The following is a 16,734-nucleotide window of genomic DNA, read 5'->3' as shown; positions in this document are numbered from 1 at the left end:
TATACATGGTATGGCTAAAATATATAAATAAACTAAAATTAAAATTATAAATAATATAGGTAAATAAAAAAAGTGTTGATTTTTATAATATGAATAAGGACCAGATAAGTTGGAAAGGAGGGGGACGAAAAACTGATAGTCAATTGCTTGTGGGAGGGTAAAAAAATATTAATAAGTTATCCACATTCCGGTTAAACCTTTATTTATTTGCACAAGACTGTGCTTTATTAAATTATTTCCTTACCTTTGCAGACCAAATTTGATGTAAGATGCCCAAAGTAAAGACACATTCCCGTGCCAAGAAAACGTTCAAGGTTGGTGGGAACGGACAGATTAAGCGGTTCATGGCCTTCAAAAGCCACTTACTGACTAAAAAATCTACGAAAAGAAAACGTAGCTTAAGAGGTAGTACGCTGGTAAACGAAGCAAATCTTAACCTGGTTAAGAGAATGCTCGGAATGCGCTAGTATCTGTCAAAAGAATCGAATTTTATAACCTGAGAAAAAAACAAAGCAAATGCCTCGTTCAGTTAATGCCGTAGCTTCAAGAGCCCGGAGAAAAAGGATCTTAAAGCAAGCCAAAGGCTTCTACGGTAAGAGAAAAAATGTTTACACAGTAGCGAAGAACGTTCTGGAAAAAGGACTCACTTATAGCTACGTTGGTCGTAAATTAAAGAAAAGAAACTACCGCCAGCTGTGGATCGCCCGTATCAACGCTGCTGTTAGAGCAGAAGGGTTGACCTATTCTGTGTTTATGAACAAATTAGCCGGTAAAAACATCGACCTGAACAGAAAAGTTCTGGCTGATCTGGCTATGAATGAACCAGAAACTTTTAAAGCACTGGTAGCTTCTGTAAAGTAAGACTTACCTGATAGTAAATACCCGATAGCTGGCATCCCACAGGATGTCAGCTATTTTGTTTTTGGGGAAGATGCCCAACACAGCAGAGCCGCTGCCACTCATAGCCGAATACACCGCTCCTGCAGCATATAATTGTTCCTTTATTTTTCCAATGGCGGGATGCGCCGCAAATACAGCTTCCTCAAAATCATTCACCAGCACATCTTTCCACGTGGTTACCGGTTGCCCGATGATCTCTTTTAATGCATAAGCCGGCGCTTTAGGCGTCAGCTGTTTAAATGCCCAACCTGTATTTACATGAATGCCCGGATGCACCAGCATGAATGAATAGCCCGACAAATCAAGTGTCAGCGGCTCTATTATTTCGCCCCGGCCGGTAGCGAAACAAGGCTTATTGATAATAAAGAAAGGACAATCACTGCCCAACTGTGCCGCATAAACGAGCAGCGCTGCTTCCGTCAGGCCCAGCTGAAACTTCTGATCAATCAACCGGAGCATAAATGCCGCATCAGCCGAGCCGCCGCCCAATCCCGCACCAATAGGGATATGTTTATGCAGGTGAATATGCAATGCCGGTAGCTGAGGGAAGTCCTGCTTTAACAAATGAAAGGCTTTCAAACACAGGTTGTCAGCCGCGTTGCCCGGAACCGGGATACCACTGCTCTCAAACTGCAATTCGCTGTGGGTAATAGCCTCCAGCGCATCATTCACCGGCAACGGATAGAAAACAGTCTCCAGGTCATGAAAACCATCCGGCCGCTTATTGGTAACATGTAAGCCAAGGTTTATTTTACAATTAGGAAATAGTATCATGGGCGCATTCATTGCATAGCAAATCAACAGCAACACTGTAGTACTGTGGCTGCATTGATCTTACTGAAAAAAATTATTTGCTTTTGCGGCTGTTTATCTCATCGCGTATGGCGATGGCACGAATGTAATCTTCCTGTTCCAATACTTCCTGCAACAGTGTAGTCAGCTCCTCTACATTCATTGCCTTAAGGTCATCCTCAACGCCTTTCTCATGCTCTGAAATAGTAGGGGTAACCGGTTTATTACTCTTCTTACCGGCAGGGTCATCCAGCAAGATACCCGCACTGTTGAGAATATTCTCAAAGGTGTAAATAGGGCAACCAAAGCGAACAGCGAGGGCTAAGGCATCTGATGTGCGGGAATCTATCTCGATTGTTTCATCGTTATTGGAACAGATAAGTTTGGAATAAAAAATGCCTTCCTGCAAATTACTGATGACCACCTCCTGTAATTCTACATTAAAGGCGTTCATGAAGTTCTTCATCAGGTCATGTGTTAAAGGCCGGCTGGGTTGCATTTTTTCGAGGGCTACTGCAATCGCCTGCGCTTCAAAGCCTCCAATCACAATCGGCAAACGGCGTAACCCGTTCACTTCTCCCAGTACCACGGCATATGAATGAGTCTGCGTAATGCTGTGCGATAAAGCAACTATTTCCAGTTCTATTTTTCTCATATCTGTCTTGCGTTGTCGCTGAATAGTTTGTAAGACCGTGAAGTTAGAAAAATATTCCTTATCTAAAAAAAATCTATAGTGATAAATGCCTAATATAGTAATTACGAATTAAGAATTACGAATCAGGGATCAACACGATCTTAAAGTTTATATCCGTTATTCGTAATTCTTAATTCGCAATTCTTAATCTTATGCTTCTTTAAACTTCTTCACCGCCTGTGTCAGCGCAGGTACTACTTCAAACGCATCGCCCACAATGCCATAGTCTGCCGCCTTAAAGAAAGGCGCTTCAGGGTCTTTATTGATCACCACAATCACCTTGCTGCCGTTCACACCTGCGAGGTGCTGTATGGCCCCTGAAATGCCGATTGCAACGTATAAATTAGGTCTTACTGTTAACCCGGTCTGACCCACGTGTTCGTGATGAGGACGCCATCCAGCATCCGCCACCGGACGGGAGCTTGCAGTGGCGGCACCCAGCGCCTTAGCCAGGTCTTCCAGTATACCCCAGTTTTCAGGGCCCTTTAATCCACGGCCACCGCTCACAATGATCTCCGCCTCCGTTAAAGGAATATCGCCGCTCACCGTTTCTGTTTTCACCACCTTTACTTTGAAGTCAGCGTCGTTGATAGCCGGTGCAAAAGCCTCCACCGCAGCAGTAGCAGTGCCCGGAGCTACCGGGAATGTATTCGGTATAATGGCAATAACCTTTATGTCGGATGTAATGTTGATGTTGGCGAAGGCTTTACCGGAGAACACATTTTTCTTTACCACAAAACCATTGGCGGTATCAGGATAGGAAATAGCGCCTGATACCAGTCCGGCCTTTAATCTTGCTGCTACCCGCGGCGCTACGGCCTTGCCGTCAAAATTATGGGGGAAGATAATCACCATGCTGCCTTCTTTTCCGGCAGCTTCTGCAATGACCTTGGTATATACGATACTTTCCACTTCGTGTAAACGGGTGTCGGCTGCATGTAACACCTTCTGGGCGCCATAGTTGCCCAATGCCACCAGCTCACTGGCTTCTACAGGTCCCAGCACCAGCGCAGTGGCAGTGGTACCCAGTTGTTCCGCTACTTTGGCTCCGTATTGAATGGCTTCCAGTGCCGCTTTTTTGATCTTACCCTGTGCCTGATCGGCGAATATTAATATAGACATGAATAATTTAAATTAGTTGTTGAGAGATGCGGTACCCTTAGATCACTTTTGCTTCTTCATGCAGTAACTTCACCAGTTCGTCCATGTTATCAGGACTGATGAGTTTAACGCCGGCTTTTGCCGGTGGCAGTTCAAAGCTTACCACGGTGGTCAGCGTATCTGCAGCAGCAGGTTCTGCTACGGTCAACGGTTTGGTCCTGGCGGCCATAATACCACGCATATTCGGGATACGGGCTTCTGCCATACCTTTCTGACAGGAAACCACTACCGGCAGCGATACTTCACACACTTCCTCCCCGCCTTCAATTTCCCTGTTTACAGTGGCTACTGTACCATTCAGATCAAATTTGGCGGCAATAGATACATAGGGCAGTTCCAGCAGTTCCGCCACCATGCCGCCTATACCGGAACCATTATAATCAATGGTTTCTTTACCGGTAAGAATAATATCGTATTGTTTATCCTTCGCATGCGCAGCTATCTGCGATGCAATGTAATAACTGTCAGCACTATCCGCATTTATACGGAAAGCCTCATCACCACCCAGCGCAAGCGCTTTGCGGATTACAGGATCGCAATCTGCTCCTCCTACCGTAATGAGGTGAACATCAGCTCCTATGGTTTCTTTCAGCTCCAGCGCCCTCACCAATGCATACCATTCATCGTACGGATTAATAATAAACTGTACACCAGCCTCATTGAATTTCGTGTTATTGTCCGTGAAAGCTATTTTTGCAGTCGTGTCCGGAGTTTTGCTGATACATACTAAAATCTTCATGGCCTTAAACTGTTTTATTTAAAAATGCGGTAATAGCAAATATATCTAAATAATGTACGCCAACCGCAGGGCAGGAAGATGATTTTAATCAGCAGAATAATTGACATATTGTATAATTAAATAATAACAAAGGGGATGGACAGAATCGCACAAATAAAGCAGTTACTGCTGGCAACGCCGAACGACAGCTTTCTCAAACACGCGCTGGCACTGGAATACATAAAACTCAACGATGATGCGGCTGCCCGTCAGCAGTTTGAAGAACTCCTCGCACACGAACCCGGTTATGTAGGTTCCTATTATCACCTGGGTAAGTTGCTGGAACGCGCGGGCGACAAAGCCGCCGCCATCAGCGTATATGAAAAAGGAATGCAAATGGCCAAAGCCGGTAATGAAAGACACGCATACAACGAATTACAGTCGGCCTACGAAGAGCTGGTATATTGATATTTTAAATCCAACAAAAACGGATGCCTCAACATTTAGTCACTGATTTTTCAGCATACATTTCCCGGCAACAATTATTCGATCCTGCACAGAAGATACTCCTGGCTGTAAGCGGTGGAGTAGATTCCATTGTAATGGCCTGGCTGTTTAAACAGGCGGGCTATCACGCAGGTATTGCCCACTGCAATTTTCAACTGCGCGGAGCCGAATCTGCGCGGGATGAAGCCTTTGTAAAACAAATGGCCGATACCCTGGAATTACCGCTATACACTACACAATTTGATACCAATGCCTATGTTGCCCAACATCGTGTAACCATACAGGTAGCAGCCAGGGAACTGCGTTATAACTGGCTGGAGCAGATCCGCGCAGCGGAGGGATATGCTTACATTGCTACTGCGCATCATATGCAGGACAGTGTGGAGACCGCACTCATGAACTTTACAAAAGGTACAGGCATTGCGGGTTTGCACGGTATACTCCCCAAACAGGAACATCTTATACGGCCGCTGTTATTTACCGAAAAGGATAGGTTGGTGGCTTATGCTGCGCTGCATAATATTCTTTATGTGGAAGACAGTTCAAATATAACGGATAAGTATACACGTAATTTTTACCGGCACCAGGTTATTCCGCGTTTGCAGGAAGCATTTCCGGGGGCGGTAAAAAATATGGCGGCTACCATTGAACGGGTGAAGGAAGCAGAGCTGCTTTACCAGGAGGCATTGGAGAAGCACCGCAAACGGTTATTATTTGTAGAAGGCAATACCTGGAAAGTACCGGTAGGCAAACTGCAGAAAACCGTGCCAGTGCAAACCATTGCCTGGGAATTGTTTCGCGGGTTTGGCTGCTCTCCGGCGCAAACACAACAGGTATTACAGTTGCTGGAGAGCGATTCCGGCAGATACGTGGAAACAGCCACACACCGCATTATCCGTAACCGTCAGTGGCTGCTGATCACGCCGCTGGCAACGCAGGAGGCGGCAGTGGTGGTCATCGAACCGGGGCAGTCGCATATTCATTTTGGCGGCGGACAATTACAGGTCCGCCGGCAGGAGAGAGGTACAACCGCTATTCCCGTGGCTCCTGAAACAGCCTGGCTGGATGCAGCACAGATCGCCTGGCCCCTGATCCTCAGAAAATGGAAACAAGGGGATTATTTTTATCCGCTGGGAATGCCCAAGAAAAAGAAATTAAGCCGCTTCCTGATAGATCAGAAGTTGTCGTTGCCGCAAAAGGAAAATGTTTGGGTGCTGGAATCCAATAAAAGAATTGTGTGGATCATAGGGATGAGGGTGGATGACCGGGTGAAGATAACCCCCAAAACGAAAGAGGTATTGAGCTTGGAGTTTAGCAGATAGGCAGGATGGATTTAGTTACTTCTCCCGTAACTAAATCCATCTGTTACTTACCCCGCAAATTGTGAGCGGTGCGTAAGCATGTAAATAAAATCAGTGCCCAACTGGGGATGGAATATCAAAGGGAACACAATACCAAATAAAGCGCCCCATAAATGCGCATCGTGATTGATGTTGCCGCCGCCTTTCCTGGATAGGTAGGCAGATATTGCCAGGAATAAAACGCCGTAAATAACTGCCGGTAGTTTAAGCGCAAAAAACAGGTAGATAGATGCCCACGGATTGACAAGTATCGCTGTGAACACGATAGCGGAAATGGCTCCCGAAGCCCCCAGGGAAGAGTAATTGGAGTTGTTGCGGTTTTTAATATAAGATGGGATATTGGCGACTATAATACCAAGAATATAATAGGCAACATACACCAGTTTATTTTGAAACAAACTGGTAAACACATCTTCAATAAAACGGCCGAAGAACCATAACGTCAGCATATTAAAAAGCAGATGCTGATAATCGGCATGCACAAAACCGGAGGTGACAAAACGGTAATATTGATTATAACGGCTTACCATATACGGTTGCAGGCTCAGTTTGTCCAACTGATCATAATTCTGTAATGCCATATAAGATATCACACAGGTGATGATGATGATAATTAAGCTGATAGAAAAAGTCATATAAGCGGGTTGTTATTTTATAGGTAAATGTAACTATTGATGATGATATTTCTCCCGGTTTAATACCGTATAGGCACGATATAACTGTTCTGTAAAAATGAGCCGCACCAGCTGATGCGGAAAGGTGAGGGGGGATAGTGATAACTGCAGCTGCGCGCGCTGTAACAGCGTTTGATCAATGCCAAAAGCGCCGCCAATCAAAATGATAAGCTGCTTCGTACCGGCATTATTGCGCTGTTGCAGGAAGTCAGCAAATTGTATGGTGGTCATCATTTTACCCTTTTCATCGAGCGCCAGCAGGAAGTCGGTAGGCTGTAACATATCCATGATAATTTTGGCCTCCTGCTTTTTTAGCTCGGGAACCGATAAACTGGCGGCCTGTTTTACGGTGGGAATCAGCTTTACCTCAAAATCCACATAATGCTGTAATCTTTTTTGAAAAACAGCAATACCGTCCCTGATATAGGGATCATGTTCCTTTCCGATGCTCCAGAGTTGAATTTTCACTTCTTATAAGAATTAAGCAATTCCTGTAAAAGTAAGTGTAAATCAGAAGATTGCAGAAGTTTTTTTTGCCGGATATTGGGCATTTTCAAAAAAACGCCTACCTTTGTTTTTTCGGTAAAAATGGCTCCGTAGCTCAATTGAATAGAGCATCTGACTACGGATCAGAAGGTTTCAGGTTTGAATCCTGACGGGGTCACAAAAAGGCTTTGGCATTCGCTGAAGCCTTTTTTATGCAGATTACTGAACTACGTATATACGTAACCGGTAGTACCGGCGTATACACTCGAATTAGCACCCTTCCTGATGATACCTGTTGGCGCCGGGTACCTCCATGCAGACGGTTAAAGTCAAAATTGTGCTGAAATAAGTCAAGGACTTCAAACGCCGGTAAGTCTTTCCGGGTTAACTTCATACACAATTCACCCATCATAATTCCACCGTATGAAAAGAATGATGAAAATATACAGCTGCTTGCTATTGGTATGTTTCCTGTCATGCAGGGAAAACCACCAACCGGTTCAACGCTTCGGATCCGTTACCGGCATTGTCCCGGAGAAGATAGCCACCTATAAATCACTGCACGCCAAAGTGTGGCCGGATGTCCTGAAAATGATCGGGGAATGCCATATCCGTAATTATTCCATCTATCTTAAACGGATAAACGATAACTGGTACCTGTTTAGCTATTTTGAATATACAGGTAAAGATTTTAATGCGGATATGGAGAAGATGAAGGCTGATAGCACTACGCAGCGCTGGTGGAGGGAGACTGCTCCCTGTCAGCTGCCATTGCCCGACGCCGCTGCAAAGGGTGCCACCTGGTCGGATATGGAAGAAGTATTTCATGCTGATCAATCTACCAGCATCGTTCAATCCATCCAGTAAAAAAATTAATGAAATCCGGTATATTATAGTATAAATAATTTATATATTGTGTGCATTACGCATACGCGTGTAAGCCTTAAAACGCTACTATGATATTTTTTTATGGCCGGAGAAGCCTGTGTATGAAAGCTTTTCAGCTGGCGGACATTGGCATTTTCAACGATGCTCCTGATTTTGTTCAGTTTGAACTGAGGCAGGAATATGCCCATCTGTACTGGATCCCGCTGTTTCCTATTGGTAAAGTATGGTGTGTCCGCAAAACGGACGACAAGCTATACAACGTTAATGAAGAGTTGCTGCCCCTGCTGGAAGCATTGCCTCATCCGCGTGTTTCATGGCTGGCCTTTGCAGGGCCAATACTCATTGCAGGTGGATTGCTGTTTTCCTGGCTGGTATCGGCGTTTCACTAGCAACCACGCTATAACGGAGATGAATAAACGAAAACTATGGTTGTTCACCAGCGAAAAAGTTTATTCAAAAATTTCTTTGTTTTTATTTGCTAAAATTTAAAAGTTCCCGCATATTTGCAGTCCCAAACAGGGAATGGCTCCGTAGCTCAACTGAATAGAGCATTTGACTACGAATCAAAAGGTTTCTGGTTTGAATCCAGACGGAGTCACAAAAGGTTTCAGCATTTTGCCGGAACCTTTTTTTATTTGCCTCACGCCAGTCACCTCCCGGTGTTATCTCAAAGAATAGTTTAGTATAAATTAACATAAAGTCTATTTGAGCCTTATTTTTATGCCATTTCTGTATTTATTTTAAAAATAAATGTTTAGTATAAATAAACATTGTGTAACTTTTTTGTTTATGTTTGTTGAATAACGAAGTGATGTCACAGGCACACAGCCACGTTTTAAAACTATTTCGCGTTCAAAATACCAGCTAGATACTGCTCCACATGATGGGCAACGGATGTGCGTTATCGTAAAACATTTTATTACCTGTAACAGTCAAACCGTAAACAGATGAACATGAAGGTTGAAAAAGCAGCCGTAGTAGTAATTGGCGGCGGCATATTTGGTTGCGCCACCGCCTACTATTACACCCGCAACTATCCCGGGAGAAAAATTATTGTGCTGGAGCGTAATGAGCTTTGTAATGCCGCTACCAGCCGCGCCGCCGCCTTAATGACAAGGATCCGTTCCAAAAAGGCTTTTATCCCGCTTTCCCTCGAAACCTATAATGCAATAAGTGCCATGGAGCAACAACTCGGCGAAAGCATGGATGTAAAAAGGGTGGGAGTGATGCATGTGGCAGCCACCGAGGGCAGCGTAAAAGAGCTGGAAGCCCTGATGGCTGTTGCCGCCGAATTCGGTGAGCCAACCTCCTGGATCAGCAATAGTGAAGCGCATAACAGGGCGCCCTGGCTGAATACGGAAGAGGCTATACGCATTGGCTATATCCCCGGAGAAGCCTATTGTGATCCCTACCTGTTAGGCACCTTCTATGCGCGTTGTGCTAAAATGCAGGGCGCTGATATCCGGCAGGGGGTAACCGTTACAGAAGTGATCATGGACGGACAAACAGCCGTTGGCGTGCGCACGGAACACGGTGAAATAAGGGCCGGTAAGGTAATTGTGGCAGCCGGCGCCTGGGCGCCGCTCTTTGCTGCACAGGCGGGAATCGGGTTGCCCATGGCCCCGGTAAGAAGCCAGTACTGGATCACAGACAAGGCCGGTATATTTCCGGCAGATTCGCCTATCGTATTATTACCCGATGCGCAGGCCTATGCAAGACCGGAAGGAGGAAGCCTGCTGTTTGGCATCCGGGAGAAGAAATCATTTGCCGCTTCTCCTGAAAGCATCCCTGCCGATATCCATCATTTTTCATTTAGTCCCGATAAAGGCATGCAGGACCTGTCGGAAGTGATAGAAAAACTCGCCCGTTTTTTTCCTGGTGTTTATGATGTAGGACTACGGTATTACGTGGCAGGATTCTCCGGTTACACGCCGGATAATAACCTCACCATGGGTATACCGGATGGCGTGGAGAATTTGTTGCTGGCCACCGGATGTGTGGGCGCAGGCATTGCCGTTTCGGGTGGGGTAGGACGGGCTTTTGCCGCATTGGCAGCCGGGGAACCAAACCCGTATGACTTCAGCAGTTTTGATATTCACCGGTTTGGAAAAATAGACCCGTTAAGCCCGGAATGGCTGGAAAGATGCGCCATGGCCAGGTCGCTGAAGAAAAGCGGTTGAGCTGCTGAAAGAGTTTTACATATGCCGGAACGCCAGTAATCAATACCACACTATTCACTTTATTTTTTTTGAACAATGAAAACGAAGTTATTACTTCCACTACTTTTTCTGTTGGCGGGTATCGCCGTCAATGCGCAACCAAAGCGCAGTACCAGGAATATTATTTATATCTCCATTGATGGCTATCGCTGGAAAGAGCTTTTCAGAGGAGCCGAACATGCGCTACTGGTAAATAAAAAATATAATTCAACGGATACTGCTGACTTATTAAAAAAGTATTGGGCAGAAGATATTAAAGAAAGAAGAAAATTGCTGATGCCTTTTACCTGGGATTTTATTCAGAAGAATGGCCAGCTATATGGTAACCGTGATCTGGGTAACCTGGTAAATGTACGTAACAAGGCCTGGATCTCTTACCCCGGACGCTCTGAGAGTATAACCGGTTATGCTGATCCTGCCATCATTTCCAACGGTCATCCCGATAATCCAAATGAAAACGTACTGGAATTTTTGAATAACCAACCATCATTTAAAGGCAAGGTGGTCACCTTTGCTTCCTGGGATGCGGTAGGCCGGATTGTAAACAGGAACCGCAACGGTATGCTCGTAAATATTCCGTTTGATAACCTGCAGGGCAATAACCTGACGGAAGCAGAGCAGCTCGCAAATGAAACCCAGCATTATGCCCCAAAGATCTGGGGGAATGGCGAAAGACTGGATGCCAATACCTATGCCATTGCAAAGTCCTATATCGTAGCACGCCATCCGCGTGTGGTATACCTGGATCTGGCCGATACCGATGAATATGCACACGAAGGAAAGTACGATGCCTACCTGGATGCCATTCACGGTATTGATGCAATGATTGGCAGTTTGTGGCAAACCTTGCAGCAGGATGATTTCTATAAAAACAAAACTACTTTCATCATAGCACCGGACCATGGCCGGGGCGATGATCACCAGTGGACCAGCCACGGGGCTTCGATCGCACACGCCAATGACACCTGGTTACTGGTGATGGGCCCGGATTCCGCTCCCCTTGGTGAAGTGAAAAACACGCAGCAGATTTACCAGGATCAGTTTGCAAAAACGCTGGCATGCCTGCTGGGCGTTGATTATACCAGTAAGCAACATCCCGTGGGAGAAGTGATCCCCGGCGTAGCCGGAACAACCAATAAATCAAGGTAACATGCAAAACAGGAGAAAATTTTTGCAGCAGCTGGGGGGAGCGTCTGCCGCCATACTATTGCCTTTTACCGCTGTGGCATTATCCGGGCAGCCAATGTCCCGTCCGCTGAAGTTTGCAATGGTAGCCGATCCTCACCGGGATTTGATTCCTGATGCCGACAGACGGCTGGACGCTTTTATGGAACAGGTGGATCATGAAAAACCGGACTTTATTATCAATCTTGGTGACTTTTGTTTTGGCAAAGAGAAAAACAAATCATTCCTGCAACGTTTCAAACAGTTTGCCGGTCCGGGGTACCATGTACTGGGAAATCATGATATGGACATGAACACGAAGGCCGAGATGGTAGCGTTCCTGGAAATGAGTAACCGGTATTATTCCTTTGATTGCAAGGACTATCACTTTGTAGTACTCGATGCCAATCATTTATACCAGGACGGGAAATTCATTGATTACCAGCATGGCAATTTTTATGTAGACGATACTCTCCGCGAGTTTATTGATGATACACAAATTGCCTGGTTTAAAGCAGATATAGCGGCTACTACCAGGCCGGTGATTGTATTTTCCCATCAAAGCCTGTTTCATTATCTCTACGGCGTGAAGAACCGGTTAGCGCTGCAGCTGATCATGGAGGAAGAAAATAAACGGGCAGGTTTTAAAAAGGTGATTGCCTGCTTTAACGGGCATGATCATATTGACCTGCACCGGGAACTGAATGGTATCAATTATTTTGAGATCAACAGTCTGTCATACCAGTGGTTCAATACTAAAAACTTTGACCGCTATGATAAAAAGTTATATGATGAATATAAAATGCTGCCGAATATTGCCATGTATAAAGATCCCCTCTATGCCTTTGTCAGCATTGATAACAGGCAACTAACGGTAAAGGGTATACGTAGTAGCTGGATCCCGCCATCTCCGTATGATGCCGGTATTCCGAAGGCGATTTACGGAAATGAATGCACACCGGTTATATCAGATTATATAATAAAAAGATAGGGTTCTGCAACGACGTTAAATATGAAACAGATAAAAAAAATGATGCTGCTGTTGGCTGGAATGGTATGCGGCGCAGGCGCGGTTGCTCAGCAACCGGTGTATACCCTGGACTTTGACGGGAGTAATTTTAAGGAGCCTGTCACACCCGAAGCGGAGGCGGTTTATAAAGTTGATTTGCAGCGGTCGCAGTTTACAAAAGGCATTAGCGGTTATGCCCTGGACTTGTCTGCGGATGCAGCGTTAAGGCGACCGGTAAAACTAATGAGAAATGAGCTGCCTTCATTCAAAGAAAACACCTCTTTTTCCGTGCAGATCTGGCTTAGAACAAAACCCGGCGCGCTGATGGGGACACCGGTCATCGGTAATAAGAAAGCTGACAACCCGGGCACGGCCGGATGGCAGATCTATACACAGGAAAACGGCGCTTGGGCGCTGATAATGAACGATGGGAAGAACCGGTACGATTATAAGCCTACCGTCCAACGGCAGGGTATCAACGATGGTAGATGGCATCAGCTGCTTTTTACCGTGAACAGGGACAGGCAGGAACTCCGGATGTATCTTGATGGGAGGAACAGGGCGATCTATAACATTGCCGGCGCCGGCAGTTTTGACAGTGATCTGGCCACAGTGGCCGGTGGCTCGGATGAAAAATGGGAGTACGGTTCCAACGCCCAGTGGAATGCGTTCAACGGTCATATCGACGATATAAAAATGTGGGATACAGCTATCTCTCCCGGGGAGGTACAGCAATTGTATACAAAATATTTGCCCGGCGAAGCGGAGGCTCCGCCGACTGTTCCCCGGCAGCTGAAGATCCTCTCCTGGAATATCTGGCATGGAGGCCATCGGTATGGACAACATGTAGGATTACAACGGCTGATAGATGTGATGAAGTTGGCCAATGCCGATGTGATTGGCCTGATTGAAACTTATGGTTCCGGTGAGGTGATTGCAGATTCGCTGGGGTATTACTTTTACCTTATCAGTTCCAATCTTTCTGTCATGAGCCGGTATCCCATTACCACTACCATTTCCGTAGGTAAACCATCCAATTTTGGCGGGGTAACTCTCATGCTGGGACCCGGGAAAGAACTTATTTTCCTGGATACCTGGTTACACTATCTGCCGGATGTTTCCGAAAGTATTATCGCCAAAAACAAATCACCGGAAGCGTTGATAGCCGGTGAAGCAGCAACCAGGCAGGCCGAAATTACAGCTATCCTCCAAAAAATACAACCGCTCACCATGAATGCAGACAAGCTACCGGTGGTGATGGTAGGGGACTTTAATATTGGTTCGCACCTCGACTGGATTGCTGCAACCAGCGCTATTCACTACAACCGTATGGTAGAATGGCCGGAAAGTAAGGCGATGAAAAATGCCGGCTTTATTGACAGTTACCGTAAATTGCACGTCAACCCTTTGCTGGATCCGGGGTTAACCTGGACGCCAAGGGCTGCTACGTCTTCCTTTAAATATGGCCTGAGAGATAGGATCGACTTCATTTACTATAAAGGACTTAACCTGCGACCAATTGCGTCAACGGTGATCGATTATCACCCGGTAATGTTCCCGTCTGATCATGCTGCGGTGATGACTGTTTTTGAATTAAAGGAATAGCGGTAAAGAGCTGACCGGTGGCAGATGGAGGAGAAGAGATACCCGTTGTTGCCACTTTATTTTCTGCCGCCGCTGGTTGGCTAACGTTATAGTATATACGAAATGCGCAGATCTTCGCTGCAACTTTCAAATACCGGGCTGCAACGGTATTTAGAACACCGGGACAATAACGTATACCCGTTAACGATAGCATCCGAAAAATATTTCAATATTTTTTTTGTTTAATTTAAAACAAATCCTACATTTGCAATCCCAAACGGGGAAATGGCTTCATAGCTCAACTGAATAGAGCATTTGACTACGAATCAAAAGGTTTCTGGTTTGAATCCAGATGAGGTCACCAAAAAATAGAAAAGCTGCACTTCAGTGCAGCTTTTTCTATCAAAACAAAAAATCTGAGGAAAAGCTGTCAGATATAAAAAGTTGAAAAATAATTTGTTAGAATAAAAAAATATTCTACATTTGCAATCCCGAAAGGGAAAACGGCTTCATAGCTCAACTGAATAGAGCATTTGACTACGAATCAAAAGGTTTCTGGTTTGAATCCAGATGAGGTCACCAACTAAAGGACGAATACGGGTTTTACCGGTTCGTCCTTTTTTTATGCCCGTCATTTTCGTACGGCCGTCACCACAGGAATATTTATAAGATATTTCGTTAATGTGATTTCGCTAACCGGTATCGCATTTTGTATCGAAAACCTTCCGGCTTCCACCTCCGCAAAAAACATTATCTTTTACTTGTTGTTAGTTGATTATACCGCGGAACTTACCGGTCGATAATCGTTTCACCCAAATGGAAACCAGGTGCTATGATACGGATAAAAAAAGAAGGTGTATTACTCAAGCAAACTACGCTTACATTCGAAAACGAAGGTGTATTAAACCCCGCCACTATCAGACACGGTGACGACGTATTATTTTACTACAGGGCGGTACAACATGGTAATCACTCCAGTATTGGTTTTTGCAAACTCAGCGGTCCGTTAACGGTAGCCGAACGTTTCGATAAACCGATCCTTTTTCCGGAACACGATTATGAGTCGAAAGGACTCGAAGATCCCCGTGTAGTGCAGATAGACGGCTTGTATTATCTCACCTATACGGCGTACGACGGTGTTAGCGCCTGTGGCGCACTGGCTACCTCTGCAGATGGAATTCATTTTAAAAAAGAAGGGCTGATAGTAGCACAGATGGATTACAAAAGGTTTAATGAGCTTGCTGCTACCCATACAAAGTTGGATGATAAATATCCTCTTTATAACGACTTCAATCCTAAACTATGGGATAAGGATGTGGTATTTTTCCCCCGCAGGATCAATGGTAAACTGTATTTCCTGCACCGGATAAAACCCGATATCCAGCTGGTAGCCATCCGGGATTTGTCGGAGTTGACGCCGGCTTTCTGGGAAGATTATTTTTTGCATTTTGCAGATCATATATTGCTCACCTCAAAGTATGCGCATGAAAACAGCTATGTGGGAGCTGGTTGTCCGCCTATAGAAACAGCATACGGCTGGTTGCTGATCTACCACGGGGTACACGAAACCAGGCATGGTTACGTATACGTTGGATGTGCTGCGTTGCTGGACCTGGATAATCCTCAAAAGGAAATAGCGCGGTTGCCGCATCCGATACTGGTTCCTGAGCGGGCATGGGAGGTCCGGGGAGATGTAGATAATGTTTGTTTTCCTACAGGCACCACTGTATTCGGCGATACTCTTTACATTTATTATGGCGCCGGCGATGAAGTGATTGCTACAGGGGCAGTGAGCATGACCACATTACTAAGCGAACTGCTGGCTCATAAAACCGTATAACATGCGATGATGGTCGCTATTACCCGTTTTGTTTCCTCGGGGTCCCGCACCTTAATACAATCCACGCCGGCTTCTTTTGCGGGATAGTCATTCCCACCGGGAAAAATGGCGTCACCTACAAAAAGCATTTCCTCCAAAGGAATATGCAAAATATCTCTCAGCTTCCGGATGCCATAAGCCTTGTCTATACCAGGTTTAGTAATATCTACAGAAGTAGTGCCGCCCAGGTTCACAGAAAACTCCGGGATAAGCCGGAGGAGCAATGTTTTCATCTGTTGCCTTTTGGCAAAGTCGGGATCCCATTTTTTCTTTTCTTCCAGCGGAGCCTCCTGTCCCAGCGCGGAGTAGGTGATCTGGCTGCCACGATCTTCAATCGCTTCTCCCCAAAGCTTCGGCGGTTGGTAATGGAGCTGATTGACTACTGTATCCAGCGTGTTAATGATCTTCTTTTTTTCGGCAGCGGTAAAATCTTCTGCATACAGCTGATGCCAGTCGCGGTTGTATTCATAGAATTGTGTGCCGCAGGTGGGGAGTATCGACAAACGCTGCAGCCGGTGATCTGCCGGCAAATGGGTAAGCACCTGTTTTTCAAACTGGGGCCAGGCGCCGCCGGAAATGACAGCGACCCTGGCTACCTGCAGGAGGGAATAAATTAAACCGCTCATTTCTTCGTCTACGGCAGATTTACTTTCTGCCAGGGTGCCATCCAGGTCAAAGACCACCAATTTTTTCATCGA

Annotated in this window: 18 protein-coding genes and 4 tRNA genes; 15 read left to right on the top strand and 7 right to left on the bottom strand. The window is 45.6% G+C overall.

What is annotated here, in order from left to right; genetic code table 11:
• The first annotated feature begins 269 nt into the window (after positions 1 to 269).
• Entirely contained in the window at positions 270 to 467 is a 198-nt protein-coding gene (rpmI, locus tag KE626_RS20730; protein WP_211974844.1) for a 50S ribosomal protein L35, read from the top strand.
• Positions 468 to 516: 49 nt separating this feature from the next.
• Positions 517 to 861, top strand: a complete 345-nt coding sequence (rplT, locus tag KE626_RS20725; protein WP_078673350.1) for a 50S ribosomal protein L20 — start codon at positions 517 to 519, stop codon at positions 859 to 861.
• Between the two features lie 3 nt (positions 862 to 864).
• Here the strand turns inward: rplT and ispE are convergent, their stop codons facing one another.
• The 4 genes from ispE to KE626_RS20705 form a co-directional block, all read right to left on the bottom strand.
• Complete coding sequence (gene ispE / locus KE626_RS20720; RefSeq protein ID WP_211974843.1) at positions 865 to 1,674, bottom strand: 4-(cytidine 5'-diphospho)-2-C-methyl-D-erythritol kinase; 810 nt, start codon at positions 1,672 to 1,674, stop codon at positions 865 to 867.
• Between the two features lie 73 nt (positions 1,675 to 1,747).
• Entirely contained in the window at positions 1,748 to 2,347 is a 600-nt protein-coding gene (locus KE626_RS20715) for a bifunctional nuclease family protein (RefSeq protein ID WP_211974842.1), read from the bottom strand.
• A gap of 189 nt (positions 2,348 to 2,536) precedes the next feature.
• Entirely contained in the window at positions 2,537 to 3,508 is a 972-nt protein-coding gene (locus tag KE626_RS20710) for an electron transfer flavoprotein subunit alpha/FixB family protein (protein WP_211974841.1), read from the bottom strand.
• Between the two features lie 37 nt (positions 3,509 to 3,545).
• Positions 3,546 to 4,286 carry an electron transfer flavoprotein subunit beta/FixA family protein gene (locus tag KE626_RS20705; protein ID WP_211974840.1) on the bottom strand — a complete coding sequence of 247 codons (741 nt, stop codon included), beginning with the start codon at positions 4,284 to 4,286 and terminating at the stop codon, positions 3,546 to 3,548.
• Between the two features lie 135 nt (positions 4,287 to 4,421).
• On the opposite strand from KE626_RS20705, the gene KE626_RS20700 reads away from it, so the two are divergent.
• Complete coding sequence (locus tag KE626_RS20700; protein WP_211974839.1) at positions 4,422 to 4,733, top strand: tetratricopeptide repeat protein; 312 nt, start codon at positions 4,422 to 4,424, stop codon at positions 4,731 to 4,733.
• A 23-nt stretch (positions 4,734 to 4,756) separates the two neighbouring features.
• Positions 4,757 to 6,094 (top strand): tRNA lysidine(34) synthetase TilS, encoded by a 1,338-nt coding sequence (tilS, locus tag KE626_RS20695; protein ID WP_211974838.1) that lies wholly within the window; start codon positions 4,757 to 4,759, stop codon positions 6,092 to 6,094.
• A gap of 47 nt (positions 6,095 to 6,141) precedes the next feature.
• On the opposite strand, the gene KE626_RS20690 is transcribed toward tilS, so the two are convergent.
• Both KE626_RS20690 and KE626_RS20685 read right to left on the bottom strand, forming a co-directional pair.
• The gene (locus tag KE626_RS20690; RefSeq protein ID WP_211974837.1) at positions 6,142 to 6,768 is read right to left on the bottom strand and encodes a rhomboid family intramembrane serine protease; all 627 of its coding nucleotides are present in this window, start codon (positions 6,766 to 6,768) and stop codon (positions 6,142 to 6,144) included.
• A 33-nt stretch (positions 6,769 to 6,801) separates the two neighbouring features.
• The gene (locus KE626_RS20685) at positions 6,802 to 7,275 is read right to left on the bottom strand and encodes a 23S rRNA (pseudouridine(1915)-N(3))-methyltransferase RlmH (protein ID WP_211974836.1); all 474 of its coding nucleotides are present in this window, start codon (positions 7,273 to 7,275) and stop codon (positions 6,802 to 6,804) included.
• Positions 7,276 to 7,397: 122 nt separating this feature from the next.
• On the opposite strand from KE626_RS20685, the gene KE626_RS20680 reads away from it, so the two are divergent.
• The 11 genes from KE626_RS20680 (at position 7,398) to KE626_RS20630 (ending at position 15,997) form a co-directional block, all read left to right on the top strand.
• Positions 7,398 to 7,471 (top strand) — tRNA-Arg (locus KE626_RS20680).
• Positions 7,472 to 7,716: 245 nt separating this feature from the next.
• Complete coding sequence (locus tag KE626_RS20675; RefSeq protein WP_211974835.1) at positions 7,717 to 8,160, top strand: L-rhamnose mutarotase; 444 nt, start codon at positions 7,717 to 7,719, stop codon at positions 8,158 to 8,160.
• 89 nt (positions 8,161 to 8,249) lie between these two features.
• The gene (locus KE626_RS20670; RefSeq protein ID WP_211974834.1) at positions 8,250 to 8,570 is read left to right on the top strand and encodes a hypothetical protein; all 321 of its coding nucleotides are present in this window, start codon (positions 8,250 to 8,252) and stop codon (positions 8,568 to 8,570) included.
• Positions 8,571 to 8,705: 135 nt separating this feature from the next.
• Positions 8,706 to 8,779 (top strand) — tRNA-Arg (locus KE626_RS20665).
• Between the two features lie 349 nt (positions 8,780 to 9,128).
• Positions 9,129 to 10,361: an NAD(P)/FAD-dependent oxidoreductase gene (locus KE626_RS20660; RefSeq protein ID WP_211974833.1), complete on the top strand. Its 1,233-nt coding sequence runs from the start codon at positions 9,129 to 9,131 to the stop codon at positions 10,359 to 10,361.
• Between the two features lie 75 nt (positions 10,362 to 10,436).
• Entirely contained in the window at positions 10,437 to 11,549 is a 1,113-nt protein-coding gene (locus tag KE626_RS20655; protein ID WP_211974832.1) for an alkaline phosphatase family protein, read from the top strand.
• Between the two features lies 1 nt (position 11,550).
• Entirely contained in the window at positions 11,551 to 12,555 is a 1,005-nt protein-coding gene (locus tag KE626_RS20650; protein ID WP_211974831.1) for a metallophosphoesterase family protein, read from the top strand.
• Between the two features lie 21 nt (positions 12,556 to 12,576).
• Entirely contained in the window at positions 12,577 to 14,178 is a 1,602-nt protein-coding gene (locus tag KE626_RS20645; RefSeq protein WP_211974830.1) for an endonuclease/exonuclease/phosphatase family protein, read from the top strand.
• A gap of 266 nt (positions 14,179 to 14,444) precedes the next feature.
• Positions 14,445 to 14,521 (top strand) — tRNA-Arg (locus KE626_RS20640).
• Between the two features lie 141 nt (positions 14,522 to 14,662).
• Positions 14,663 to 14,739, top strand: a tRNA-Arg gene (locus KE626_RS20635).
• Between the two features lie 250 nt (positions 14,740 to 14,989).
• Positions 14,990 to 15,997 carry a glycoside hydrolase family 130 protein gene (locus tag KE626_RS20630; protein ID WP_211974829.1) on the top strand — a complete coding sequence of 336 codons (1,008 nt, stop codon included), beginning with the start codon at positions 14,990 to 14,992 and terminating at the stop codon, positions 15,995 to 15,997.
• On the opposite strand, the gene KE626_RS20625 is transcribed toward KE626_RS20630, so the two are convergent.
• A complete protein-coding gene (locus KE626_RS20625; protein WP_211974828.1) occupies positions 15,982 to 16,731 on the bottom strand; it encodes an HAD-IIB family hydrolase in 750 nt (249 codons plus the stop codon). The two genes, KE626_RS20630 and KE626_RS20625, sit on opposite strands and share 16 nt — an antisense overlap.
• Positions 16,732 to 16,734: the final 3 nt, after the last annotated feature.

It is taken from the genome of Chitinophaga hostae, from assembly GCF_018224885.1.
GTDB classification, from domain to species: domain Bacteria; phylum Bacteroidota; class Bacteroidia; order Chitinophagales; family Chitinophagaceae; genus Chitinophaga; species Chitinophaga hostae.
This window is presented reverse-complemented; position numbering and strand designations above follow the sequence as displayed.

What these genes read in the sequence shown, in the direction of transcription:
- rpmI (WP_211974844.1), top strand. Translation starts at nt 270, where the DNA reads ATGCCCAAAGTAAAGACACATTCCCGTGCCAAGAAAACGTTCAAGGTT.
- rplT (WP_078673350.1), top strand. Translation starts at nt 517, where the DNA reads ATGCCTCGTTCAGTTAATGCCGTAGCTTCAAGAGCCCGGAGAAAAAGG.
- ispE (WP_211974843.1), bottom strand. Translation starts at nt 1,674, where the DNA reads ATGATACTATTTCCTAATTGTAAAATAAACCTTGGCTTACATGTTACC.
- KE626_RS20715 (WP_211974842.1), bottom strand. Translation starts at nt 2,347, where the DNA reads ATGAGAAAAATAGAACTGGAAATAGTTGCTTTATCGCACAGCATTACG.
- KE626_RS20710 (WP_211974841.1), bottom strand. Translation starts at nt 3,508, where the DNA reads ATGTCTATATTAATATTCGCCGATCAGGCACAGGGTAAGATCAAAAAA.
- KE626_RS20705 (WP_211974840.1), bottom strand. Translation starts at nt 4,286, where the DNA reads ATGAAGATTTTAGTATGTATCAGCAAAACTCCGGACACGACTGCAAAA.
- KE626_RS20700 (WP_211974839.1), top strand. Translation starts at nt 4,422, where the DNA reads ATGGACAGAATCGCACAAATAAAGCAGTTACTGCTGGCAACGCCGAAC.
- tilS (WP_211974838.1), top strand. Translation starts at nt 4,757, where the DNA reads ATGCCTCAACATTTAGTCACTGATTTTTCAGCATACATTTCCCGGCAA.
- KE626_RS20690 (WP_211974837.1), bottom strand. Translation starts at nt 6,768, where the DNA reads ATGACTTTTTCTATCAGCTTAATTATCATCATCATCACCTGTGTGATA.
- KE626_RS20675 (WP_211974835.1), top strand. Translation starts at nt 7,717, where the DNA reads ATGAAAAGAATGATGAAAATATACAGCTGCTTGCTATTGGTATGTTTC.
- KE626_RS20670 (WP_211974834.1), top strand. Translation starts at nt 8,250, where the DNA reads ATGATATTTTTTTATGGCCGGAGAAGCCTGTGTATGAAAGCTTTTCAG.
- KE626_RS20660 (WP_211974833.1), top strand. Translation starts at nt 9,129, where the DNA reads ATGAACATGAAGGTTGAAAAAGCAGCCGTAGTAGTAATTGGCGGCGGC.
- KE626_RS20655 (WP_211974832.1), top strand. Translation starts at nt 10,437, where the DNA reads ATGAAAACGAAGTTATTACTTCCACTACTTTTTCTGTTGGCGGGTATC.
- KE626_RS20650 (WP_211974831.1), top strand. Translation starts at nt 11,551, where the DNA reads ATGCAAAACAGGAGAAAATTTTTGCAGCAGCTGGGGGGAGCGTCTGCC.
- KE626_RS20645 (WP_211974830.1), top strand. Translation starts at nt 12,577, where the DNA reads ATGAAACAGATAAAAAAAATGATGCTGCTGTTGGCTGGAATGGTATGC.
- KE626_RS20630 (WP_211974829.1), top strand. Translation starts at nt 14,990, where the DNA reads ATGATACGGATAAAAAAAGAAGGTGTATTACTCAAGCAAACTACGCTT.
- KE626_RS20625 (WP_211974828.1), bottom strand. Translation starts at nt 16,731, where the DNA reads ATGAAAAAATTGGTGGTCTTTGACCTGGATGGCACCCTGGCAGAAAGT.